The sequence below is a fragment of the Vibrio sp. H11 genome (assembly GCF_004804295.1).
Taxonomy (GTDB): domain Bacteria; phylum Pseudomonadota; class Gammaproteobacteria; order Enterobacterales; family Vibrionaceae; genus Vibrio; species Vibrio ostreae.
Genome location: NZ_SSHN01000010.1, coordinates 105,921 through 131,074 on the forward strand (window position 1 = coordinate 105,921; position 25,154 = coordinate 131,074).

Below are 25,154 nucleotides of genomic sequence, written 5' to 3' on the forward strand. Positions count from 1 at the left end.
CGTTATCTAGGGCAAAGGCATCAGACCATAATGGCGATCGGGCTAACACTCCATCCTGCTGACCGCTCTCTCCGCTCCAGCGCTGAGTATTCCTCGTCATCCCTGCTGACCGCGAATTCGGTTGAGATGGATCAAGCTGGTCAGTTTGATCGCAGGTTTAATAATCAGTTGTGCGCTGCCAACAATAAACAGCCAGGTGCCGCTTTCAATCAGTGCATTATTGAGAAAGAAAAAACTGCCCAGCAAAAACCACACCGCAATCAATAAATCATTAAACGCGCCAAGTGCTTCGTAGCGTGCTTGAATGACAATATGCTGATTACCGATATCGAAATCCATTTCCCGAGTCTGTGTACTTTTCACCACTTCCACCTTAAGCTCAATCCACCTGACACTACCCTAGCGAAGCCACCTTCGATATGCAAACCTGACTCATAACTCAAACATTCGGTGAGTCAGTGTTTAAAAATCAACAACCTATTGTCTATCTGGGCTATAGTATTTCTATATGTGGCTGACGAGTTCATAACAATAGAGATGATTTATCTGATAATGCTGGTTGCGATGTTCGCTCTGATAGGTTTTATCGCATACGGCGCCATGCTGGGTATACGTTCGCAACGTCAGTTCGCCGAATTGCAGCGGCGCATTGATCAATTGGAACGTCAGTTGCAAAGTCAGTCAGACAGCGAGAGTTATGCCGCATCGTTTGCCGAGCAGCCTTCAAATCCGCAGCCAGTTTCTGTGCAGCGATCTGTTTCTGCGCAGCGATATATTTCTGCGCAAGAATTGGCTTCTCAAGCTCAACAACCCAAGGACTCAGGCCAGCAAACAGAAGCGCACGCCGCAGCCTGGCCACAAGGTTATCAGGTCAAACTGGCCGCTAAAATTTCACCTAACACAAATGCAGCTGCCAATGCATGGTGGAGCCGTATTCGTCAGGTGATCGCCAACTTTCCGACTGGCGATCAATCCACCAACGCGCTGTTCTGGCTCGGCGGAATTGTATTGACCTTTGGTGGTCTTTTCCTGGCCAAGTACACTCTCGAAGCAGGCCTGCTGTCACCGCTAACCCGGGTACTACTGGGCTTTATGGTCGGGATCGGCTTTATTGCGGCAGCGGAATATCTGACCCGTAAAAAACAAGCTCTAGAGATCCACAGCGACTATCTGTGCGCCGCGCTGGTGTCAGCCGGTGTCATCACCTGCTACGCCATGACGCTGGTCGCATCTCACTATTATCTGCTCATCTCGTCTGGCACTGCGTTCGTTATGCTTGCCATCATCGCACTGACAGCCACCGCCATGACACTGCGTTATGGACCGATCGTGGCGGTGATTGGCATTTTAGGCGCCTACTCGGTGCCGTTCCCTTTCTGGTCATTCAATGACAGCCTGCTGACCATCGCCGGCTATATTGTTTTGGTCAGCGCGTCCGCTATCGTAGTTGCCAACCGGGTCAGGCGCCCTTGGCTGTGGTGGCTAAGCTTCTGCGCTCACTTCAGTTGGCTGCTCGGATTGATTGTCCTCAGTGCGGTGTCTGATGCCTGGATTATTGTGCTGTTTGCCCTGATTTCAATTTACCTCTATGTACTGAGCGATGTCCTGGGGTGGCGCCTGCAACAAGGCCGGCAGCGGCCATTGTCGCTTAGGGTGCTGTTCATGCCGAGAAAGGAGCAAGCCGGCTTGCTCGCTTCATTATTGCCAGTGTGGCTCTTCTATGTGGTGCATGGTTATCAGCCAAGCTTAATTGTCGTCACGGTACTGTTACTGGCTCTGCTGTGCAGCGGGCCGCTGCGTCACTCTGCATTTGATACCTGGCCTCTGCTTGGCTGGCTGCTCTCCATCGCGACCTGGTGGTTGCTATTGCCACAAACGAATTATACCGATCTCGATTTCATGTTCAGCGGCGCTCATCTTTACAGTCAGGCGATCGCCCTGGCGCTGTTTAGCTACGCGCTATGGATGCAGCATTGGCTGCCCAAACGGCTGGCCTTTTCTCTGCTGCTGGTGATCGGGCCAACTTCCCTGCTCGCCCTGAGCTATATTTTCTCGCCGCCGCAGGCCAACCTGGGCATGTATTCACTATGGGCTGTTGAACTATTGGTATTGGCTTTGATTGCCGAGCGGATCACCGCCCAGCAGCCACGGGGCTGGGTCAAGTTGTCAGGTATTCTGCTCGCTAACCTTAATATCAGCCTGATCTTAACCATGCTGCTGGAATCAAGCACACTGACACTCGCCTTAAGCTTGCAGCTCATCGGGCTTGGCTACTGGTGTCAGCGTTTGACACTCACTCCGCCCCAATGGCTGGTCAAAGTGTTACTGGCCGTATTATTAATCCGCCTCACCCTTTTCCCGTGGCTGGATGAATACCAAAATGATCAGGTTCTGGGCGTACACTGGACCCTCATCGTTTACCCGCTGATCCTGATCATTCTCGCTTACGCCCGCCGCTACTATCAGGACAGCCAACTGCGTCAAGTTATTGCCGGAGCTATGTTGCACGTGGTGGCGCTGCTGGTCACCACCGAAAGCAGTTATCAACTGGTCGGTCACTATCCTGATTTCAGCGCGCCAAGTTTCAAAGAAGCGATACTTCTGGCAATGAACTGGCTGATCATGGCAACTGTCTATGCCTACCGTAGTCAGTATTCCCGCACACTGCGCCCGGTTTATCTAGGCTTCGCAGCTTTATTAACTGCTGGCTCCGCGCTGTACCACATCGCCCTGCTGACCACCTTTAATCCGTGGTTTTCAGCTTTGACCATCGGCAACGCTCCGCTGTGGAACTGGATGCTGCCGCTGTGGTTAATACCGGCGTTATTATTACTGGCCGCGGCGCGTTTAAATCTGCTCACCAGCCAGATAAAACCGGCACTGTATGGCATCAGCGCCTTGTGGTTACTGCTGTTTATCAACGGCACCATCAGGCATGCATTCCATCAGGATATGATTTGGCTTGGCCTACCGACCGAACAACTGGAGATGTACACTTACTCACTGGTCTGGCTGCTGATTTCCGTGCTGACGCTGATTGCCGCGCGCCGCATGACGCAACCTGCCCTCACCCAAACCGGTTTTATCGTGCTGGCCGCCGTGGTCTGTAAAGCATTTTTGATCGACATGTCGCAGCTGACCGGCCTGTACCGCGCGCTGTCTTTCCTGGGATTGGGTCTGAGTTTACTCGGTGTGGGGTGGCTGTTTCAGAGAATGAAAACAGAGAATAACGACGTTGGTCGTTGATGCTGTTAAAACGTCGAAACTCTTGGGTTTGAAAAGTTACTAAAATGACTTTGCTCTTAATTGTGAACCGGGCCGGTATTGGGCGTTGGGGATGCCTGATACCTAAAATTCGTTGTGAGTTTTTACCCTATGTCCCTGCGACTTATTTTCACTATAAAGAGTTTATTCGAGCCACTTTATAAATAAGGAAAATAATAAATCTTGGGTGTTTTGTTCCTGACTTCACCTCGCCTTGATAGAAATCAACTTAACCTAGTGATTTCTATCAAGGCAGTGAGCGTATATACTTTAAGACATCGGTTTCTTTACTTATCGGCTTAGATGGCGATAGGTAGTGTCAGGAATTCAGGATGTTAATGAAAAAAATGGACGCGCCGCATGATATGCAAATAGGTGCAAGGTTTGAAACTAAAAAGCATGGCTTTGTCACAGTCGTCGAATATTACAATACTCATACGGTGATAGTTGCGTTTGAGAATACCGGAAATATACGTTCTATCACCGCAGCAAAGTTACGCAGCGGACAAGTTTCAGATCGTTCGGTACCTCCCCAGTCCGTAATGGTGGGTGAAAAAATTGAATCAGTAAAACATGGTATTCTAACCATTGTACAAGTTGAGTCAGAAAATATTGTTGTGCTTGAGAATAGTGAAGGGCAAGAAGTTCGCTTAATCATGGCAGCGGTACAAAAACTTCGTGATAATAGTGAAACTGAAGAAGAAACCCAAGATTCCGTTAAGGTACCAAAATCATTGAGTGCGCTGACTAAACGAAGTAAGAAAACCAAAGACGTTAATAGCCTGCTCAAAAAGATGCTTTCTGACTACGGCAAATAGTCAGTTCATATCCGCGCTAAATACTCCTTCCCAATGGTCAAACTTATAAGATCTGGATCACATATTTTATTCTGAGGTTTAAACTGGGCTTTAAGCTGCCTAAAAATCTTACCCATTAACGAGATCTGCGTCACAAGGTCAATCTACCTTTGTGACATAACTCATATTTAATTTTCCATCAATTCGTTATTCTTTTTCACATCCTATAAAGGAAAAAATAATTAATACTAATTAAACCCTACAGAGAATTAAATGATGAAAAAGATTATGGTTGTATGTGGTAACGGCCTTGGTACGTCGCTGATGATGGAAATGGCCGTTAAAGAAGTTGCTGTTAAAATTGGTTTATCTGCTGAAGTAGATCATGAGGATCTTTCTTCTGCATCATCCAGTAAAGCGGATATATGGGTAGCGGCAACTGATGTCGCAAACCAATTATCAGAGCAAGGTAAAGAAAACATAGTGAGCCTAAAAAACATCTTTGATAAAGCTTCAATCGAAGAACAGTTGAAAAGCTTTATCTAAAGGAATAACACCATGGCAAACTTTTTCGAATTTATGCTCGGCTTATTAAAAGAGCCAGCGATAATGGTTGGTCTTATTGCATTTATAGGACTGGTCGCTCAAAAATCGGATGTATCCACTATCCTTAAAGGTACGATAAAAACCGTAATGGGTTTCCTGATTTTAGGTTTTGGTGCCAGCGCACTGGTTGGCGCACTAAACAACTTCTCAACAGTTTTTGTTGAAGCTTTTGGGGTAAGTGGTGTAATTCCTAACAACGAAGCCATTGTCGCACTCGCGCAAAAGGCCTTCGGTTATGAAATGGCACTGATTATGTTCTTTGCCTTCATTGTGAACATTCTTCTGGCACGCTTTACACCATTGAAATTTATTTTCCTCACTGGACATCATACGATGTTTATGTCGATGCTAGTTGCTGTCATTCTGTCGACTGCAAAAGTAGAGGGCACTCTTCTTGTAGCTATGGGCTCAATCATCGTTGGCTCATTGATGGTTATCATGCCAGCACTCGTGCAAAAATACACCGAGAAAGTTATGAATACTGACCAACTCGCGATGGGACACTTCTCGACATTCTCTTACATTATTGCTGGATTTGTTGGTTCAAAATTTGGTGACACATCTAAATCAACAGAAGATCTAAATGTGCCTAAAAGTTTAATGTTCTTACGTGATACACCAGTCGCAGTTGCCGTAACCATGGCATTGTTCTTCCTGATATCTTCTATTTTTGCAGGTGGTGATTTTGTAGAAACCGTCTCAGGCGGCCAAAACTGGGTAGTATTTACTTTCATTCAGTCACTGATATTTGCCGGCGGTGTTTATATCGTACTGCAAGGTGTAAAAATGCTCATCGCTGAAATCGTGCCAGCATTTAAAGGTATCTCTGACAAGTTAGTACCCGGAGCTCGCCCTGCCCTGGATTGCCCGATGGTATTCCCTGTAGCACCGAATGCGGTATTGATTGGCTTCTTGTCTTCATTCGCCGCTGGACTAGTGGCTATGGCGGTACAAGGTGCTTTTAACTGGACAATTATCGTCGCTGGTGTGGTTCCTCATTTCTTCGTCGGCGGCGCTGCGGGTGTCTATGGCAACGCAATGGGTGGCCTGCGTGGTGCCGTTCTCGGTTCATTTGCTCAAGGTCTTTGTATTTCATTCCTGCCGATGATGCTACTACCGGTACTTGGTGGCCTTGGTCTGGAAGCAACGACGTTTGCTGACTTTGATTTTGGTGTAATTGGTCTAGCTTTGGGTTGGCTTGTTTCATGAGTATATTTAATTTAATTGGCGATAACAGTATTGTTATCAACACAGAAAAAAACCTCACCGTTGATGCTGCACTAGATATAACCTGTTCAACCTTAATTGAGCAAGGAAAAGTCGATAAGAGTTACTTAGACGCTATTAAAGCAAAGCATGGGGAAATTGGAGCCTATTATGTGTTGGCCCCTAAGATTGCAATGCCACATGCCCGACCAGAGGACGGTGTCAACGAAGCTTGTTTACAAATTACCGTATTTAAAAACGGCGTAGACTTAGAGTCAGAAGATAATGGTGATGTTTATTTTTCGGTAACTCTGGCCGCCATCGATTCAGACAGCCATATCCAAACCATTGTCGCTTTATCTGAATTATTTCAAAATGACGATGATATTAACGCCATTATTTCATCTGACAATAAAAATGATATAGCAGCAATCCTTAAAAAGTATTAAACGACAATTCGTTTTCTTACACAGTGAGCCCTCAAATCCCTGAGGGCTTTTCTTATCGAATAGTCAGTAGAGTGAAAACACACTCCCGCCCATACTCACCGCAACAATAACTAAAAACAGTGCCATCAGTTTATTAATCATTATCAGATAACGGGTTTGATTAATATTTTTTCCCATGAAGCGTCCAAACATACAGTACGTCCATGGCGCACCAAAGGCGAATACTGCAAGACCGATACACCAGGCAAACAGTAGCAGGCCAGTAATCCCTGCGTTCGAAAACTGCACGGTTGCGACCGGCAATGCCACCGTTATGCCTTTTGGGTTAAGCAATTGCATCAGCAGCCCATCGCGAAAAGTCAGCGTACGTGGTTGGGCATGAACATCATCTCCGACCGGAGCGCTGAATATCTTGTACGCCAGCCAGAGGATATACAGGCTGCCCAGCACTGAGGCGCCTTGTAGCAGTGATTCGTTCATCACCTGTTCACCGATCAGAGCGAGTGAAAAAAACAGGATAAACATGGCAACGGCCACACCAGAAAAAAAGCCCAAAATACGCGGCTGCTTTTGAATCCCATTATTTAAACCAATAGCGTTCACCGGCCCAGGCGTGTACATCACGCCAAAGGCATAAAGAATTATGTCTGTCATGGGTTACTCTTAGAATTAATCAGATAGTGAAAATCAAACGTTTAATTGACGCTGATATTGATGCGGTGTGATGCCGAAGCTCTTTTTGAACTTACGATTTAAATGGCTCACATCCGAAAAGCCAAAGTTAACCGCGACATCGGATACTTTATCCCCGGTATGCAGTGCCTGTTTCGCCCTGTTAATACGGCAATTAAGCACATATTGATGCGGCGTCATACCAAACTGCTGGTTAAATTCGCGAATAAAATGGTATTTGGACATGTTCGCTGCCTGGCAAATCTCATCGACTGTCATCTTTTGACTCAGATTACAGAGAATGTACTCTTTGGCACGCAGTAACAGAGTATCTTTACGCTGGTGATAATGGCCGGAATGAAACGTACCGCCTCCGAGGCGGATGACTGACTGGGCAATCGCCAGCAACGCGGCTTCTTCTTCCAGAGCGGACAGAGCAGCTTGCCCCATCATTTGGCTCAGATTCAATACCTGACTGCGTAGCGCGTGATCGTTGAAGATCGACGATTTAAGACGAATCTGATCGTCCGATATGTGTCCGAGCGACCGCATCAGATTAGTCAGGGTTGCCTGCGGAATATAGAGCATCTCATATTGCAGCTCCGAGCGTTCTCCTGCACTGCCATCGTGGACCTGCTCCGGATTAAACAACATCACGTTACCGGCATTACTCTTATGAAAAACGCCGTCACTGAAAAAATCCTGACGACCTTTGCGAGTCACACCAATGCTGTACTCTTCATGCGCATGCTTGTCATAGCTGAACTCTTTCATCTGGGCAGAAAAAGCGCTCAAACCATGAATATGCTGACTCGGAAGATACTGAAACTGCTCTTGCATGATGCTGCTAATCACTCGCGTTACTGTAGGGATTCAGTATAAAAACTCCGCCAGCGGAAGAATAGAATAAAATTGCGAAGTTTATCGCCAGCCTGATAATCGCCACACACTGACTGTTCAATACAAGGTGTAAAGTATGAACACTTGTGTAACCCAGCCTGCTTTACGCTAATTTTTCAGACACTTAACCGACTCTCCTCATTCTGAGCCTGTTGAATGGCACACAACAAGTGTTCACATTAGTAAAATCTTAACTATAAAAACCATAAAATTCAGAATGATACCTATTGGCCCACTCTATGCTTTCTGACCCGGTGCAACACCAACTCGATTTTTGTAAGAACAAACATGACGGTTGTACGGGAAATAAAACAGATTCCTGTACCCGGCGGAGGTTTTATGAAAGCGACACCAAAAACATGGTGGCACAGTATAGGTTCGCACTGCGCCGCTTTATCCGAGCTCAACCCACTCCAAGATTGGGAGGCCCGCAAAGTTATTAAATGGCTGGCGTGGCTGCTGATTGCGTGCGCGGCTGTGGGTTTTCAAACAGCTCAGAGCGCGGCCGGTGATGCATCCGGCCAGGGAGTACAACCTATGGAGGTGGACGGTAACCCTACCTGTTCTGATCTGTTAGGCATTCCCGACGTGCAAGAGCTCAAAGTTGAACCGGTCGCTGACGGGACTTACAGCGATGGCGACCTGACAGTCATGATCGAAGTTCAAGAGGGGGCCAAAACCTTCTCTTGGGATCAGGGTGACAGCAGCATCATCATGCACAGCGTATTTGTTAAAGGTGGCCCTGGCGGTAACCTCTATGAATACTATGCCGATGGTTTGCTGGTTAGCTCAGACACAGGCTTACACGCTCCGGTTGGCAAAAATGGTCGATACGCTGGTCTAAGCCATATCTCTTTTTGTTACACTCCTGGCGCACCAGAAATCAAAATCACCAAAACTTGTACCTATGGTGGTTTAGAAGGCGGTGACACCCTGCGTTACAACTACACATTGCTGGTAGAGAACACCGGCCAGTTACCTTTGTATGATATTACAGCCACCGATACAACGGCAGAAAATGTCGACCTGTCCGGTAACTCTCATGTCTACCCTTGGGGTATGCTGGACGTCGGGGATTCAAAAGAATTCAATGGCTCCTTTACGGTCGGCCAAAACGGTATTCTTAATGAAGCCATGGTCACAGCCGCACTGGTCAGTGGTGGCACCCCATCCGTTACCGATGATGATTCATTCGACTGCCCTTCGCAAAACATCCCAGGCACACTGTCACTGCAAAAAGACTGTGATGTCTACGTGGTCAATCGTTTTGCAGAAACTGGCATGAATGAGTACGGCCTGAAAGTGCACTATAGCGGTAGCGTATGTAATACCTCTGACGTCACCATTAATGGCGTCATCGTTCAGGACAATAAAGACCCTGAACCACACGACATTGGCACCCTGTACCCACAAGGCACCGATGGCGATTGTGCCGACTATAGTGGTAGTTATGAACCTGTTCCTGAGGAAGGTGAAGGTCTGCCATTAGCGGGTGAAGCTGTGCGTGCCTTTACCGATGAAGTAAATGCGTTAGGTGTTACCGCATTTGGTGGTATTGTTGAAGCCGTTCCTGCAGATGCAAGTTGCACCTTATGCCCAGCTTGTGCTGACCTGGAGCAATGTCCGGTCGACGTAGTGCAGTTTTAATCAATGACATTAGACACCTGAAAAAATACCCGGCATCAGTGCCGGGTATTGTCATTATTTGTTACGCCCTTTGCCAGGCTTAGTCGTTCCGCCCGAAGTATCAGGATCTGCAGACGTCTGCAGGGCAATCGACACCACCGCACTTGAACTACCAACACCATTACTTATGGTATATCTAAAGCTGTCGCTCGATTTAAAGCTCTTATGCGGCGTATATTTCAGGCTACCATCAGCCAGTAATTGTACGGTGCCTTTGCTTGGCTGAGTGAACGAGGTAAGAGTGACTGCAGAAGTGTCTTCAATCACATCGTTCGCTAACACATCAATCACCACAGAATCTGTATTCGCTAGAGAAACCGAATCATTAACTGCAACCGGGGCTGTGCCTGCTGAGCCGTTATCCGCCACAACAGTATAATTCACTGTGGTCGTTGCTTCTGTCTGGGTTTGTGAACTGTGCTTAGCTGAAACAGTCAGCGTATAGTTGTTCGCCGCCGCACTGTCCGACGACACCACGGAGATAACGACCTGACCAGACTCCCCAGGAGCCAAAGTCACCTGTTCACTGCTCGCCTGCCAACCGATTGGTACAGCCGTACTGACATTAAACGACTCCGTCTCACAGTCCGTACTATCATGGTTGGTGACCGTAACTAAATACTGCACTTGCTCTCCGGCTGCTCCCGCATTATCGCTCATGGCAGTCGCACTGATTTGTGGAGCGCTCGTACTACAGCTTTGGGGCGAAACATTACCCTGCCCTGAATCTCCGAAATTAACGCTCACCTCTGCGATACCGTTTGCGGCACTGATGAGGCTGAACGTTACACCCGAATCTGGATCGGTATAGCTGTCACCAACCGGCATCGCCGGATCGAACCAGTCATTACGTCCATATGCCTGGTGAAACTGTGAATCAGTTTTAAAGTGAAGCAGATTACTGCTGCGGCCATCGCCATCGGTGGCAGCACGAACCACAATGCCATCCGTCACATCACCACGGTAAAAGCGATATGAGCGGTCAGCAAGGAAATCATCGAAGCCGACAGACTGACGGTATTCGATATAGAACCATTTCATTGCCCCAGTCGACGCATCGGTGCCTCGTGGGATTTTGATAGTAACCGGTTGAGTGTCTACGCTTTCATAATTGGAGATCGAGTAAGTTCCGCTTTGCGTCACTTCTAAAGTTCGTGCGGCATGCGCACCGTTCAGCCATCCCAGCTGTTCTTTCTGGAAGGTGTTGAAATAACCAATGTCCGGATTACCCATCACATCGTAGGTATCGCCATACTCATTGATTGTACAGCTGCTGCCCAATGTTTCATCACCACAGTCCAGAGCACGCGAATGATACAATCCGAAGTTATGACCCAGTTCGTGAGCAATGTTGGTCGCTGTCAGTACACCGTTAATAAACGCGCGGGTTGGGACACCGTCCATCGTGGCAGAGCCGGCAACACCACACGCTGCCGTGGTCATCAGATACACGATACGGTCATAATTACCTATATCGATGCCAGAATTGGCAGCCTGTTTATCCGCTTCGTCCTGTACCGCGTTCAAATCACACACCTGGTTGGACAAAGGCAGTGTGAACCAACCCGCAACCTGACCGGACAACCAGGTTTGGCCAAAAGAGTTCTCACGATAGAACTGATCAACCTGACCAAATACCAGATCATCCGCCTCGGCAAGTGTCAGTGGTTTATCGTCAGGATTTTCCTGAAAATTCACCATCAGAACCAAGGTATTTTGCTGACCCGTAGTCGAAATATTTATTGCTGAATGTGCCGAGAATGGAACCATGGTCATGATGCTGAGCAATAGCAACCCAATAGCATGCAAATGTTTAAGCAAGCTTTTCCCTACCCTAAATGGCACAACAGAGTTAATAGAATTCAACGTCTTCCCCTCAGACTCACGAGTAATAATTTTTAAAATATTCATTACTTAAGAAGTTATCATGTGAAATAACATAAACTTGCCGAACATATATTTACGCTTAAAATAAGTAGCGGATAAATGTTTATATACAATAAATTGCAAATATAACTTTTATGTTGTTAGCCAAAATTTCCGCAATACAACCCCCTCCTCGCAGGGAAAGAGGATAAAATTATAATATTAATTTTCAGTCAGTTACGAAAAAATAATATTACTTGCGATCATTTAGACAAACTCATCCCACACCTATTTTTATACAGATGGTGGCATACTTAAAAATATGATGTTCAGACTAATAAAATCCAGGATTAAAAAGACCCAATATGCTTACTTAAACATATTGGGTTATCCTTTAACGATGATAATGCTATCAATAAATATATTTATAACTCAAGGAAATTTTGGTTAATTTTTGGTCAAACCAAAAAATGCGGAATATTAACATTATGATAACAATTAATAAGCCTGACTAAAGCTAACAATATCAATATTTTCAACTAGTTTAATAATATTAATCTGAACATATTTTATTAACAGTCATCATTGAAATAGCATTTTCATCATCACTGAGCAACTGCATATCTGCTGCATTCAAATTTTAATTTGGAATAAAGATCACTATTAATTACAACCGTCCACGTGTTCGTGAAACACGCTGTGAGAGCAAATTGGAACTAAGCGTCAGACCCGGCAAATGATAGTGCCTTCTGATATCACATCAAGTCTCAGCCCGATTCACATCGTGAGAGTAACCCGCTTGCGTAACTGCCGATCTTTTCATGAACACAACCCACTTTCACAGGGTGCATGCGATTATCAAACCAACCTATATGGTTGCGCGGCAACTGTCCGGTATTGGACCTGTGGGTGCGCTGGCCCGGGCTGGAATAACACAAAAACTCGAACTGCCAGTGGGTAGCAGGAATCCGGGCCGTGCGGAGCCGTCGTTGGATAAAGCACACCGATAGTCAGTCGGTGTAACAGGGATAAACTTTAAATTTAACAGCGAAAAAGCGAACCCTGAGGTTCGCTTTTTCGTATCTGTTTACCAATCAGCGCATACGCTTACAGCATGGCCACTGACTGCTGGGCAATCACAAATTCTTCGTTAGTCGGAATCACAACCGCCAGTTTGGAGTCTTTGGCGGTAATCACGCCAGACTGACCGAAACGAGCGTCAGCATTCGCTTTGGCATCTTCTTGATAGCCAAACACTTTCAGGTAGTTAAGAATCTCGCTGCGAATTGGCAGTGAGTTTTCACCGATACCACCAGTAAACACAATCGCATCGACTTCTTCACCAATCGCCACCATGTACGAACCAATGTATTTCGCGACCCGGTAGGTAAAGATCTCAAATGCCAGACGGGCACGCGGATTGCCCTTTTCCATCGCTTCCAGCACACCACGCGCGTCGCTGGTCACACCGGAGACGCCAAGGAAGCCTGACTTCTTGTTGAGCATGTCAAACAGCTCGTCTTGCTGCCAGCCTTTGCGGAACAGGAATTCGATCACGCTTGGGTCGATATCACCACAACGGGTTCCCATCATCAAACCAGCCAGAGGAGTCAGACCCATACTGGTATCAACGCACTCACCATTCTTAATGGCAGTGACCGACGCACCGTTACCCAGGTGAACCGTGATGAAGTTACTCTGCTCTACCGGCTTATCCAGCATCTTGGCCGCTTCACGGCTAACGTAATAGTGGCTGGTACCGTGGGCACCGTAGCGGCGAACTTTCTGTTCTTCATATAACTCGTAAGGAAGGCCGTAGATAAAGGCTTTAGGTGGCATGGTTTGGTGGAAGGCGGTATCAAAAACAGCGAACTGTGGCAGGTTTGGGAACGCAGCCATTGCAGCGCGCATACCGGTTGCATTGGCTTTGTTATGCAGCGGAGCCAGTTCAGCCAGGCGTTCAACTTCTTCTATCACCGCTTCATCCACTTTGACCGTACCTTTAAAGGTTTCGCCACCAGCCACGATACGATGACCCACAGCGACAAACTGAGAAGTCAGCCCCAGGGTCTCCAGCAAGCTTACCACCCGATTGACCGCATACTGGTGATGATTGCCTCCTGCCGGGATCGCTTCGACGGTTTTCTCACCTTGGTATTTCCAGCTGATTTCAGCTTCTGGCAAACCAAAACATTCACCAAGACCAGAGACCAGGGCGTCACCCGATTGTGAATCAATGACCGCGAATTTAAGTGAGGAGCTGCCTGAGTTGATAACCAGCACGTACGAGTTCGACATGGGGATGTATCCTGTTTCCGACTAAATTTGCGAAGCCTGAGCTTCTCCGTTTGCTGGCCCTATTATTCAATAATTTTTGAATCTTTCAACTTTGTTTTAGTTTTTTGTGTGATGAAAACGAAATTTTGTTGATCTTTGACAACAAAATATTTTTTTTGAGTGTAGAAATATTTCCATATGTCACTATTTTTTAACTGCATTTCTTAATGGAGCGTGTCTTGCCCGACCAGTAACGCGTAAAATGCATCATCAGAACGAAAAAAAGCCTGTGGCAGAACCACTGGCTTTTCGATTGAAAATGTCGGCATAGAATCGGTTGCGAAAAATCACCGCCTTGTGCCTCTGTCATCATGCTTAGTGAGTGTGATACAAGCACATGCGCTTGCCTTCGATCTCCAGCACCCGGAATGGGGTTTCGTAGATTTCACTCAGAACACTTTCCTGAATAACCGACTCCACACTACCCGTTGCAACCACTTCGCCTTTCTTCAGTGCAATGATGTAATCCGAATAACAGGAAGCAAAGTTGATGTCGTGAATAACAACCACCACGGCTTTATTCAGCTCATGGGCCAGACGCTGAATTGTTGCCATGATCTGCAGCGAATGCTTGATGTCCAGGTTGTTGAGCGGCTCATCGAGGAAGATGTAGTCGGTATCCTGCGCAATCACCATGGCAATAAACGCAAGCTGGCGCTGACCACCACTCAGTTCATCCAGATACTTGTGCTGAATCGTGCTCAAATCAAGGTAGTTGATCGACTGGTCGATCACCTGCTGATCGTTCGCATCCAGTTTGCCCTGCGAGTATGGGAAACGCCCGAAGGCCACCAGCTCACGCACTGTAAAACGCATGGTTAAGCTGTTCGCCTGGCGCAACACCGACAGTTTTCTCGCCAGGGCTTTGGTATCCCAGTCCACCAGTTCTTTACTATCGATCCACACTTTACCGGCATCACGGTTCACCAGGCGGCTGGCCATCGACAGCAAGGTACTCTTACCTGCTCCATTCGGGCCGATGATTGAGGTGACTTTACCTTTCTCGAACTCCGCACTGGCCTCTTTTACCACTGCATGTTGGCCGAATTTTTTCGTCAGTTTATCGAGTAGAATCATAGCTAAACCACTTTGTTACGAATCAGAAGAGAAAGGAAATAAATGCCGCCAACGAAGTTAATGATGACACTTAGTGTGGTCCCGAAATGGAACACTTTTTCCACCATCCACTGCCCGGCCAAAAGAGCCAGAACAGACATGGCAGAACAGGCAATCAACAGCACACGATGCTGGTAAGATTTAAACCATTCCCGGGTCAGGTTCGTCACCAGGATACCGAAGAACATAATTGGCCCCACCAACGCGGTGGAAATTGAAATCAGGACCGCGCTCAGCAGCAGGACCTGGCGGGTAGTTTTGCGAACGTCTACCCCAAGGCTGACTGCATTATCATTATCGAGCCAGAACACATCCAGCACGCGGTGCATTCGGAACAATAACAAGGCTATGCCTAACAGCAACGGCGTTGCCAGATATACCAGGCTCACTTTTACATTGTTAAAGCTGGCAAACATATTGGCCTGAACGGACGCAAAGTCATTCGGATCCATCAGCATGATCAAAAACGAAGCAATATTCGAGAACAGCTGACCAAAAATCACCCCCATCAACAATAGCGCCATCAGGTTACGTTTCTCTTTACTGAAATAAAAAGTAAATAACAGGGCCGAGAACCCCATCATCACCGCAACAGAAAGTGAAAAATTCAGATAAGCATTAATAGCGAAGCTGCTCAACCCACCAAACAGTGCCACAATCGCCACCTGTACAAACAAGTACAGGGAATCAAAACCCATGATACTCGGGGTAAGAATACGGTTGTGGGTGATGGTCTGAAACGCCAATGAAGACTGTGCGATTGCGATGCCGGCCAGCACAATAGCTAACACTTTCGGCACACGGCGCGACAGGAAATACTCATAATTATCGGCGGTTAATCCGACACCAATGAATAATGCAGCAAATACGACGGCAAGGGCAATCATCGCCGTCAGTTTGGTTTTATCCTGCATGACGCTGACCTCGCAGGATAAGAGCGATAAATGCAAAACCACCAAAAATACTGATGATCATAGAAATAGGCACTTCATAAGGGAAAATGATCACACGCCCTAACAAATCACAAAGCAGTACCAGCAAGGCACCAAAAATAGCGGTGCGAGGAATGTTGAGACGCAAATTGTCGCCATAGTAATAACTGACGATGTTCGGCACAATCAGCCCCAGGAACGGCAACTCTCCGACAATCATTACGACAGTCGCCGACATCACCGAAACCAGACAGACACCAATGATGAGAACCTGCTGATAGTTAAGGCCGAGGTTAACCGCAAAATCTTTGCCCATACCGACCGCAGAAATACGTGCGGCATACAGATAGCTGAAAATCGCGACCGGCACCGCGATATACAGCAGTTCGTAATTGCCTTTCAACAAGTTGGCGAAGTTCGCGACTGCCCAGCCGGAGAGGTTTTGAATCGCATCGAATTTGTAGGCAATAAAGGTCGCAGCAGAGCTGACCACATTACCAAAAATGATGCCGACCAAAGGGACAAAAATGGCATTTTTAAACTGAATGCGCTGAATAAACTGCACGAACACCAGGGTTCCGGCCATCGCGACAGCAAAGATCAACCAAAGGTTGTTGCCATCACCAAATATCACCAGACTTAAGACGTACCCCAGCATGGCACATTCGATGGTGCCGGAAGTGGAAGGTGCAGCGAATCGGTTCTGACTGACCTGCTGCATTATCAGGCCGGCGATACTTAGTCCGCCTCCGGCCAGTAACACCGCCAGCAAACGCGGTACACGGCTGGTAACAAGCAGATTCCAGCTTTCGGCATCACCGCTTAGCAGGCCTACAAACGACAAATTGCCCACCCCCACAAACAGTGAAGACAGGCTCACAATTACAAAAACGAGCAATAATTTTTTCACAACTAACCTAGGCTTGCCAGTGCCTGCCCTAAGGGCAGACACCGTTACACATGATTAAAGGCCAACAGAATTTTTCATGTCTGCCACCATCTGCTCGGTGGCTTTAACACCAGCGGCTGAGATGTACCAGGCGTTCAAATCCAAAAACTTCATGCGTTTATTCTGATAAGCATCCGTAGCTTTCACCAGATCATTTTCAAACTCTTCATGGGTGTGGCTTACGCCTTTGTTAACCAACTTGTCACGGTCAATGATGAACAGCGTCTGCGGGTTGTGCTCACGAATGAATTCGTAAGAGATCAGATCACCATGTTTGCCTGTCTGTTTTACCTTGGTGTTTTCTTTAAAACCAAAATCACGATAGATAGCAGAGAAACGAGAGTCTTTACCAAACGTGGTCAGGTTACCGCCTGAGCTCATCACCGTCAGGGCATCCACGGTATGGTGATCGGTGTAATCATGTACCTGTTTGATCTCTTTCTTCAGCTGATCAATTTTAGCGTCAACTTGCGGTTCAATATCAAACACTTTACCCAGGTTATGCCACTGTTCCTGCGTGCTTTCCCAGTAACCTTTACTGTCATCGACAGCAAAAACGATGGTCGGTGCAATTTTAGACAGCTCATCGTAGGCTGTTGCGGCACGTGAACCCACAATGATCAAATCTGGTTTCTGGGTGTAAATAGACTCGAAATCCGGCTCGAACAAAGAACCAGCCTGTGCGTAATCATCACCGTGGTATTTATCCAGATACGGCGGAAGTTGTGGCACTTTAGAGACAGCCACCGGCTTGATACCAAAGCTGTCGACCGCATCCAGCGCGCCTAAGCCAATCACAACAACACGTTGAGGTTTCTGTTCCAGAGTGGTTTTACCCATCTGATGTTCAATAGTCACTTCTGCAGAATGGGCTGAAAAAGACAGGACCAAAGCCAGAGACGTCAAACTGATAACGGATTTCATAATCTTCCTTTTACTAATCATTGCGATATATTTTGAGAAGCATTCGCATTAAGATGTGGCAACTATACCCAGTTACCCACCCTACCGCAACTGAGATAACCGACTTAGGATTGTAAATCTGTGTAAAACAGGGAAGATGTTGATCTGACGTTAAAAAAACGCCAGATCCTATGCAGAAACTAAGCTGCTCGTGGTGAAGATATCACCTGCGTTGTTAGGTCTGTGCCTGCGACGTGGGTAATCGTCTGCGGATCAACCAGGCTCCAACCGGTACTGTTATCCAAAGGCTCGGAAGCCAATACGATGTCATCGTCCATCACTTTGATAAATACCGTTGGCGGGTGCAGGTCCGAACTGTAACGTACCAACCAGAACTGGTCGCCGTCTGACAGGCAAATCGACGCTTTAAACGGGGTAGTAATCCCCTTCATTGCCATCGCCTGTTCAATCTCATTCACCGTACGCCGGATAGCCGCTTCCGGATTGACAGCCAGGCCATTTTTCATCATCAGCAAGAAGATCAGCTCACTGTCTGTCGTCCCCTTGCGCTGTACATAAAGTGACTCCGGCAGCATGCATTCCAGGGTATAGCGTACCTTTTCAAACTCACCAATCTGGCCGTTATGCAGAAACATCCACTGCTCCAGCACAAAAGGATGGCAGTTACTGCGCGACACCTGAGTTCCGGTCGAAGAGCGGACATGAGCCATAAAGCGGTGTGAGCGAATATGGTGGGCAAGCGACTTAAGATTTTCATCCCCCCAGGCTGGCAGAACTTCATGAAAAGTACCCGGCGTGCTGCGCTCGGTATACCAGCCTAAGCCAAAGCTGTCGGCGTTAACACGCGTCACAGCTTTGCGCGCTTCGAGACTTTGATGAACCAGCGAATGCTCCGGTTGATAAACCAGTTGTTCAAGATAAATAGGGTTGCCCTGATAGGCGAGCCAGCGACACATAAAGGTGATAGCCCTTAAAATAGAGAGGTCTTTACTAAACCACGTTTCCACCTTGCTGGCAATATCGCCGGGCAAGATTATCTTCTGCCGACCCAACGTGCATCCAGCCAGGCTGCTGACGAGAAGACATGCACCCGACAAATAGTAAAGCGGCTTACCAGTATATTGCTAAGCCGCTTTGCATACTACTTACAGGCAATTGAGCCGTTTTTGAACCGACTTTAACTCAGCTTAAACTGGGCCATATCTTTATCCAGTGCCGCAAACTGCTCTTGCACCTGTTGCGAGGTTTGGGTCGAACGACTGCTGATCGCCGCCACATCATCCACCGCATGATTCACTTGCTGCATCAGATGCGTGATGGCCTGCGTCGCCTGGGTTTGCTGCTCTGACGCATGAGTGAGTTCCACCATCTGCTGATTAAGCTGACTTATCTGATTGGTGGTCGATTCCAGTTTGACGACGGCTTCTTCAATATGTTGCGAACCGACTCCGGCAATCTGCTGCCCCTGCTGGATCTCTTTGACCACAGCAGCGGTCGAGGACTGAATCGCCTGCACAATCTGATTGATTTCGCTGGTTGATGCCGTCGTGCGTGTTGCCAGCAGGCGTACTTCATCAGCAACCACCGCAAAACCCCGCCCCTGCTCTCCGGCGCGGGCGGCTTCGATCGCCGCATTTAAAGCCAGCAGATTGGTTTGCTCGGCCAGACCTTCAATCACTTCCGTCACTTTACCGATAGCAGCACTCTCCTGACTCAATTGCCCGACTAACCGGTTAGCCTGTTCAATGGTCTGGTGCAGGTTATTCATGGTCTCTTTATTTAGCGCCAGTGACGACTTACCCTCAGCGATTTCACGCTGTGATTCGGCCAGAGCGACCATTGAACGCTGTGCCTGCTGTAAAGTGTGTGCGGTCGACTGGCTGACATCAGATAACTCTGCATCCATTGCGCTGATGTGCTGTTGCTGGTTTTTCACCTGCGACAGGGTATGTTGATTGGACTGCAATAAAGCGCCCATACTTTCACTGACACGCTGCGCTTTGTCCGTCACGCCCTGCACGATACCCGCTAAGGAAACATTCATGCGGTTGATCGATTCGGTCAGAGCAGACAGTTCATCATTTCCGTTAACGCTCAGCGGCGGCTGAGAAACATCACCGGACGCAATCAATTGTGCGCGAGCGGAAATACCCGCCACGCGACGGCCAATGCTGCGCCCCATGTAACCGGAAATCACCAGCGCCGCGACAATAACCAGAATCAAGGTAGTGACCAGCACGCTGAGCACCTGACTGATAGACGCTTCGATTCCCTCGCCGCTCTCGTCGGCTTTCAACTGCTGGGCTTTAACAACGGCTTCTAAGGCACTATCCAGGCTCTCTGCCGCTGGCAGCAATGTTTTCGCCATCTCCTGATGGGCAAAGTTCCAGTCCGGAGACTGCCGCAGTTCGATCACCTGATCAGCCAGCGGGAAAAACAACTGCTGCATCTCTTTAAACAGATCCCAAAGCGAGCGGTCACTGTCATTAAGCAGGTTCAGTTTACTGTCAATTTCACTGACCGACTGATTATGAGCTTTAATGAAATCATGATACTTGTCGAGATATTCACTGCGCCCGTATAACAGAAAATCGCGCATCGCTGAAAGTGCATTCGCGAGAGAGTTATAGCTGTCGGCGTAAACCTTAAACAAGCGCTTGCGCTCATCGCCTTCCTTATTCGAAGATTCGGCATTGATCAGCCCTTGTAACTGATCCAGAGCCACTTCGGCTATCGGGGCTGCTTCGTTGGTAAACAAATTGTGAGCTGGCAGGTTTTCAGCGCTGTGGGCCAACTCAACGATCTTCTCTACTGATGCTTTCACCGCTTGCCATTGTTTGACCACGGTTTGATAGTCTTGCTGGTCGATCAACGGCTCGAGAACGGGTAACGATTGATCAGTCTGCACAACAATCTGGTTTAACTGCTGTTTAAGGCGTTCCGCACTGGCTTCATTGCTACCGAGCAGCATATAAGCCCGTACGGTCGATAAACTGGCCTGGACCGATTGCTGAATACCACGACTGGTGTCAACGGTCGGCAAATCAGAATTAAGAAGAGACTGGGCGTGATTATCCAGCACTGAGATACTGCGGTAGGTCATTGCCGCTGACGCGACAAACAAAAGGGCCAGCAACAAAAAACTGAGTTGCAACTTCCCTGAAATTGTTAGCTTCATCCATAAGCTCCTGTACAACTTTAGAACGACACTATAGCGTCAAACTCCGACAAGAGAAACCGAAGAGGATGAAATACTGTAAATAGGTAACCTTATGATATAAAACAGATTGCATCAAATATTGAACAATTGCTTATTAAAAAGCCAAAGGTCAATCATCGTTTGGCTCTTCAGTTAGTAAATGAGTTCCCCCACTAAAGGCAATACCACACACAAGCCAAACAAAGCATGGGCCTTATCCGAATAACGAATCGGGATCAGAAATGGCGCCGCAACAAACAAGGTTATCAACACAGGAATAGCACTCAGTGAGGTGGTCAAATAGCACAGCAACAAAACCACGCTGAGTACCACCAGCCAACGGTCTGGCACCATCAGCTTTTTACCCAAAGCCAGCATAAATACAAATGCAATAATGAAAGGTAACATCAAAACACCTTAACGATAATAATTTTCATTTAGATTTATACTAGACATTCCCCGTAACAAAAGCAAGGGATAATGATACACCAGCGCAAACGCCATTCGGGTTGGGGAATACGATGAGTTAAGGTATATTGCCCGACAACTTGACTGACGATTCGATTACCATGAAAACCCCTTGTATTGCCGCCTGCAAAAATAATGGCGGAATTTGCTCAGGCTGCCATCGCACCATGCCAGAAATTATCCAGTGGCGAAAGTGGTCGGATGCCGAGCGTGACGCTGTCATGCAGCAATTATCCCGGGAAAGCGCGACTCATGACTGCCCTGCTTGCGGCGATGCGGCGCACTGTGACATCAGTGCCGGTAAAAGTACCTGCTGGTGTTTTGAACTGGAAACGCGCGAAAGCAATCAAGAGCGTAAACAGCAAGCCTGTTTGTGCCGTCACTGTCTGTCTGCGCTGCCGATTGCTTAGTATTGTTCAACCGATGAAAGGCATTACCTTATGCCTTTTATGAACCACGTCCCTCAACGCACTCGTTGCCCATAGCGAATTGCTCACCATTGAAAAAGGAGGCCTTAGCCTCCTTTTTCAATATTCTGACGCGCGTTATTTTACACTCAAAGCCTTGGCTGCAAACTTCACGCCTTCCCAGCCATATTGCATAAAGTTGCGAATGTTCTGATGATCATCATTATCCGGATGCCCGAGTACATCTTTACGGTAGAAATCGCCAAAACAAGCCAGAGTCTGTTCCGGACTCAGGGTATGTAAACTAGCAAACGAAAAGATTTTGCATGAGCCGTTATTTTGGTTGGCTTCGTTGTGCAAGTCGCCATTTTCAAAAGCCGTTGGGGTGAAATCATAGTTCGCGTCAATCACGCTGATCACATCAGCAAATGCCACTTGCTCTGGCTGCTCGGCAATTTGAGTCAATAGCTCATTCAGTTCCATGGATTCTTATCCTGTTTGATTGAAAACCGGCAGTCTAAATAAAATTCGTCACGATGCAAACCGGAATGTCATTTGCGTAAACCGAAACGTAACTTGCTTAAACAGGAATATCATTTGCATAAACAAGATTGTAATTTGCTTAACGTCATAAGGTGCCACTTTATGCACATAAATCTATTGCTTTTATAGTGCGCTTGTGGCTTTTATTGTGCTAGTACACATACTATTCATCCGGTTTCAGCGTCGTTGAAATAACCGTTAATAAGGCGGCAGGACACATGAAAAAACTATTACAGCGTTTTCCTTTGTATAAAGTGGTTACCGTCATCGCAGGTCTGCCGATGTTACTCGCATTGGCACTGGCGACTTTAAACGTGATTGACCTAAATAACAAAGTTGACACAGCCCACCACGATAAAGAGACGGTGCAACTGATCTTGCTCTACGATAACCTCGCCCATAACCTGGCACTGGAACGCGGCCTCACTGCCGGCGTGTTAGGCTCCAGGGGTCAGGGCGCTCAGGTAGAACAGTTGAATAAGCAACGCATTGAATCAGATAAACACGCTCAGGCGCTGCTTAATTTCAACCCGCAATACATTAACACCAGCCTGGCAGATAAACTCAAATCCGATGTCGCCAAACAGTTAGCTCAGCTGACGGAAGTACGCCGTCAGGTCGATAGCCTGAAGCCTCAGATTTCGTCTTTTGCTTACTATTCCAATTTGAACCAACTGGCTATTGATGACTCACAAGTGTTGTTGTCCACCATTGATGATGTGGAAGTGGCAAAGCTTGGTAGTGCGATGCTATCTGTGGTGGTCATGAAAGAGCGAGCCGGACAGGTTCGGGGGGCACTCAATGGCGCTTTCGCGCGTCAGGCATCTTCACCGGCGCAGTATACGGCGGTGAAAGGTTACATTGATTCGGGTCAATACGCTGAACGTACAGCTATGACCATCTTGCCCGCTACACTTATCAGCGAGTTGAATCAGGCGAAAAGTAGTAACACCTGGAAAAATGTCGAACAAGTTCAACGCTCTTATCTCGACCAAGTCGATAGCCTGGAAAATCTGCAAGGGCCTGAACCATCACAATGGTTTGGCGCAGCGACAGAACGTATCAAGCTGATTAACCAACTACGCAACCATCTCCAACAACAGATGGTTACCATTTCCGATAGTCAGGCTGACCGTGCCCAAACCAATCAGCAGCTCATTCTGGTGGTGAGTATTGTCGTGGGTATTGTTTTAATCTGGAGTCTGGTCAGCATTGTTGCATCACTGCGCGAGCGAGTCGGACAACTGAATAAAACCATACACAACATGGCATCAAAGCGCGATCTGACCGTGGCATTGCAAGCGGAAGGCAATGACGAAGTTTCCCAGATTTCGACCAGTGTTAACGATTTCATCAGTAATATTCGTCAATTGTTGGCTGACGTGACTCAAACCAATAACCACAGTGCCGAACGGCTGAAAAACATCGTCCAGGGTGCGAAAGATCTCGGTAAAAGCAGCAGCAGTACCACTGCCAAATGTGAAAATATCGCCGCAGCCATGACCGAGCTTGCCCAGTCAAGTGTCGAAATCGCCCAGGCATCGGAACGTGCGCTGGAAGAAACCACACAAATGACCCAGCGCGTGGTCGAATGCCAGGGGCAAAGTCAGTCTTCGTTCAAGGCTGTCGAGGCCCTGGTTGAGCAGATAGAACAGACTCAGACCTGCATGACTGAATTGGAAAAAGATGCGCAAAGTGTCAGCAAAATTGTTGATACAATCAACAGCATTTCTGAACAAACCAACTTGCTGGCACTGAATGCCGCCATTGAAGCGGCGCGCGCCGGTGAACACGGGCGCGGCTTCGCGGTCGTATCTTCTGAGGTGCGCGATCTTGCTCAGCGTAGTAAAGCCGCGACAGAGCACATCAGCCAGTTACTGGGCAACATTACCAATAACACGACGATTGCGGTCAACAACATGCAAAAGAGTCATCAGGCTACCAGCGTGACCTTTGATTCCGTATCGACCGTAACCAGCAGCGTATCCGCGCTGGAGAGTGTGATTGATGAGGTTAACTCACACATTACCAGCATCGCTAATGCCACCATCGAGCAATCGAAAGCGAGCGAAGATGTCGATAAAGATGTCGACATCCTGGCGGAAATCGCCCAGAAAACGGGGCAGTTAGCACAAGATATGAACAACATCGTCAGCAGTTATCATGGTGAAGTGGACCGGGTAAAACGAACCTTGGGCGAGTTTAAACTCAGCTGATGTGACTGACAAACAGCAACTAAAAAGGGCATCATCTGATGCCCTTTTGTCTTTCATTCATGCCCGCTTGATGGCAAACAGTACCCGCCTGGCCAATATCAGCGCCTAAAACGGTACTTCTATCTGCATAAACCAATCAGCCTGATACTCTTCATGCCAGCGATAATCCAGGCGAACTCTGGGCTCTCCGCTTTCACGTTCACCAAACCCAAGGCTGAACTTCAGCCCATGATTGATCAACCACTCTTCCGTGTTCATATCCTGTTCCTGCTCAACTAGCTTGGACGGAACCCACAGCCCGAGGCCAAGGTAACTGTGTTCGAGTTGTTGAGTCACAATCGGATTGCTGTCATTTTTATCATTGACCAGCCAACCCTGCCAGTAGTCGCCGCTTTGCGGAGAGCGGGTATCAGTTTCAACGTCGAATACCAAAGCCTGCTCACTACCCTGCTGCCAATGCTCGTCAAAGTTGTCACACGGAGTATAAACGGCAACATCATCTACTACTGGGTGGAGCGGATCGATGGATAAATCAGCATCGCAGACCGATGCCAGGCACGGCAGAGAAAAAAGCGCGACCAACCCAACACACACTTTCATCATTAACCACTCCTATT

22 protein-coding genes are annotated in these 25,154 nt (G+C 47.5%); 8 read left to right on the forward strand and 14 right to left on the reverse strand.

What is annotated here, in order from left to right:
• Window positions 1-96: 96 nt before the first annotated feature.
• Window positions 97-339 carry a YrhK family protein gene (locus E6C74_RS15470; RefSeq protein ID WP_136486966.1) on the reverse strand — a complete coding sequence of 81 codons (243 nt, stop codon included), beginning with the start codon at window positions 337-339 and terminating at the stop codon, window positions 97-99.
• A 198-nt stretch (window positions 340-537) separates the two neighbouring features.
• Between E6C74_RS15470 and E6C74_RS15475 the strand changes: the two genes are divergently transcribed.
• The 5 genes from E6C74_RS15475 (at window position 538) to E6C74_RS15495 (ending at window position 6,322) form a co-directional block, all read left to right on the forward strand.
• On the forward strand, window positions 538-3,246 hold the full coding sequence (locus E6C74_RS15475; RefSeq protein ID WP_136486859.1) for a DUF2339 domain-containing protein: 2,709 nt from the start codon (window positions 538-540) through the stop codon (window positions 3,244-3,246).
• Between the two features lie 356 nt (window positions 3,247-3,602).
• Window positions 3,603-4,082: a hypothetical protein gene (locus tag E6C74_RS15480; protein ID WP_206208426.1), complete on the forward strand. Its 480-nt coding sequence runs from the start codon at window positions 3,603-3,605 to the stop codon at window positions 4,080-4,082.
• A gap of 255 nt (window positions 4,083-4,337) precedes the next feature.
• Complete coding sequence (locus E6C74_RS15485) at window positions 4,338-4,607, forward strand: PTS sugar transporter subunit IIB (RefSeq protein ID WP_136486967.1); 270 nt, start codon at window positions 4,338-4,340, stop codon at window positions 4,605-4,607.
• Between the two features lie 12 nt (window positions 4,608-4,619).
• The gene (locus E6C74_RS15490; RefSeq protein ID WP_136486863.1) at window positions 4,620-5,876 is read left to right on the forward strand and encodes a PTS ascorbate transporter subunit IIC; all 1,257 of its coding nucleotides are present in this window, start codon (window positions 4,620-4,622) and stop codon (window positions 5,874-5,876) included.
• Complete coding sequence (locus tag E6C74_RS15495) at window positions 5,873-6,322, forward strand: PTS sugar transporter subunit IIA (RefSeq protein ID WP_168797040.1); 450 nt, start codon at window positions 5,873-5,875, stop codon at window positions 6,320-6,322. The genes E6C74_RS15490 and E6C74_RS15495 overlap by 4 nt, the downstream gene beginning before the upstream one ends.
• Before the next feature lie 63 nt (window positions 6,323-6,385).
• Here E6C74_RS15495 and E6C74_RS15500 read toward each other — a convergent pair whose 3' ends face one another.
• Both E6C74_RS15500 and E6C74_RS15505 read right to left on the reverse strand, forming a co-directional pair.
• On the reverse strand, window positions 6,386-6,976 hold the full coding sequence (locus tag E6C74_RS15500) for a LysE family transporter (RefSeq protein WP_136486867.1): 591 nt from the start codon (window positions 6,974-6,976) through the stop codon (window positions 6,386-6,388).
• Window positions 6,977-7,009: 33 nt separating this feature from the next.
• A complete protein-coding gene (locus tag E6C74_RS15505) occupies window positions 7,010-7,834 on the reverse strand; it encodes an AraC family transcriptional regulator (protein WP_136486869.1) in 825 nt (274 codons plus the stop codon).
• Between the two features lie 399 nt (window positions 7,835-8,233).
• On the opposite strand from E6C74_RS15505, the gene E6C74_RS15510 reads away from it, so the two are divergent.
• On the forward strand, window positions 8,234-9,541 hold the full coding sequence (locus tag E6C74_RS15510) for a hypothetical protein (RefSeq protein WP_240798203.1): 1,308 nt from the start codon (window positions 8,234-8,236) through the stop codon (window positions 9,539-9,541).
• Between the two features lie 54 nt (window positions 9,542-9,595).
• Here the strand turns inward: E6C74_RS15510 and E6C74_RS15515 are convergent, their stop codons facing one another.
• The 9 genes from E6C74_RS15515 to E6C74_RS15555 form a co-directional block, all read right to left on the reverse strand.
• The gene (locus E6C74_RS15515) at window positions 9,596-11,401 is read right to left on the reverse strand and encodes an Ig-like domain-containing protein (RefSeq protein ID WP_240798204.1); all 1,806 of its coding nucleotides are present in this window, start codon (window positions 11,399-11,401) and stop codon (window positions 9,596-9,598) included.
• 1,152 nt (window positions 11,402-12,553) lie between these two features.
• Window positions 12,554-13,744, reverse strand: coding sequence for an acetate/propionate family kinase (locus E6C74_RS15520; RefSeq protein ID WP_136486871.1), 1,191 nt, complete (start codon window positions 13,742-13,744; stop codon window positions 12,554-12,556).
• A gap of 354 nt (window positions 13,745-14,098) precedes the next feature.
• Complete coding sequence (gene vctC / locus E6C74_RS15525) at window positions 14,099-14,860, reverse strand: iron chelate ABC transporter ATP-binding protein VctC (RefSeq protein WP_136486873.1); 762 nt, start codon at window positions 14,858-14,860, stop codon at window positions 14,099-14,101.
• A gap of 2 nt (window positions 14,861-14,862) precedes the next feature.
• The gene (vctG, locus tag E6C74_RS15530; RefSeq protein WP_136486875.1) at window positions 14,863-15,813 is read right to left on the reverse strand and encodes an iron chelate uptake ABC transporter permease subunit VctG; all 951 of its coding nucleotides are present in this window, start codon (window positions 15,811-15,813) and stop codon (window positions 14,863-14,865) included.
• Window positions 15,803-16,741: an iron chelate uptake ABC transporter permease subunit VctD gene (gene vctD, locus E6C74_RS15535; protein WP_136486877.1), complete on the reverse strand. Its 939-nt coding sequence runs from the start codon at window positions 16,739-16,741 to the stop codon at window positions 15,803-15,805. Before vctD ends, vctG begins: the two co-directional genes overlap by 11 nt.
• Before the next feature lie 54 nt (window positions 16,742-16,795).
• Complete coding sequence (locus E6C74_RS15540; protein ID WP_136486879.1) at window positions 16,796-17,704, reverse strand: siderophore ABC transporter substrate-binding protein; 909 nt, start codon at window positions 17,702-17,704, stop codon at window positions 16,796-16,798.
• Between the two features lie 179 nt (window positions 17,705-17,883).
• On the reverse strand, window positions 17,884-18,660 hold the full coding sequence (locus tag E6C74_RS15545; protein ID WP_136486881.1) for a class II glutamine amidotransferase: 777 nt from the start codon (window positions 18,658-18,660) through the stop codon (window positions 17,884-17,886).
• Between the two features lie 221 nt (window positions 18,661-18,881).
• On the reverse strand, window positions 18,882-20,882 hold the full coding sequence (locus E6C74_RS15550) for a methyl-accepting chemotaxis protein (RefSeq protein WP_136486884.1): 2,001 nt from the start codon (window positions 20,880-20,882) through the stop codon (window positions 18,882-18,884).
• A 174-nt stretch (window positions 20,883-21,056) separates the two neighbouring features.
• Window positions 21,057-21,311 carry a hypothetical protein gene (locus E6C74_RS15555; RefSeq protein WP_136486886.1) on the reverse strand — a complete coding sequence of 85 codons (255 nt, stop codon included), beginning with the start codon at window positions 21,309-21,311 and terminating at the stop codon, window positions 21,057-21,059.
• A 161-nt stretch (window positions 21,312-21,472) separates the two neighbouring features.
• On the opposite strand from E6C74_RS15555, the gene E6C74_RS15560 reads away from it, so the two are divergent.
• Window positions 21,473-21,781 carry a cysteine-rich CWC family protein gene (locus E6C74_RS15560; RefSeq protein ID WP_136486889.1) on the forward strand — a complete coding sequence of 103 codons (309 nt, stop codon included), beginning with the start codon at window positions 21,473-21,475 and terminating at the stop codon, window positions 21,779-21,781.
• A 135-nt stretch (window positions 21,782-21,916) separates the two neighbouring features.
• On the opposite strand, the gene E6C74_RS15565 is transcribed toward E6C74_RS15560, so the two are convergent.
• The gene (locus E6C74_RS15565) at window positions 21,917-22,261 is read right to left on the reverse strand and encodes a HopJ type III effector protein (protein WP_136486891.1); all 345 of its coding nucleotides are present in this window, start codon (window positions 22,259-22,261) and stop codon (window positions 21,917-21,919) included.
• Between the two features lie 278 nt (window positions 22,262-22,539).
• On the opposite strand from E6C74_RS15565, the gene E6C74_RS15570 reads away from it, so the two are divergent.
• Window positions 22,540-24,537 carry a methyl-accepting chemotaxis protein gene (locus E6C74_RS15570; protein WP_168797042.1) on the forward strand — a complete coding sequence of 666 codons (1,998 nt, stop codon included), beginning with the start codon at window positions 22,540-22,542 and terminating at the stop codon, window positions 24,535-24,537.
• 105 nt (window positions 24,538-24,642) lie between these two features.
• On the opposite strand, the gene E6C74_RS15575 is transcribed toward E6C74_RS15570, so the two are convergent.
• Entirely contained in the window at window positions 24,643-25,137 is a 495-nt protein-coding gene (locus E6C74_RS15575) for a hypothetical protein (protein WP_346762938.1), read from the reverse strand.
• Window positions 25,138-25,154 lie beyond the last annotated feature (17 nt).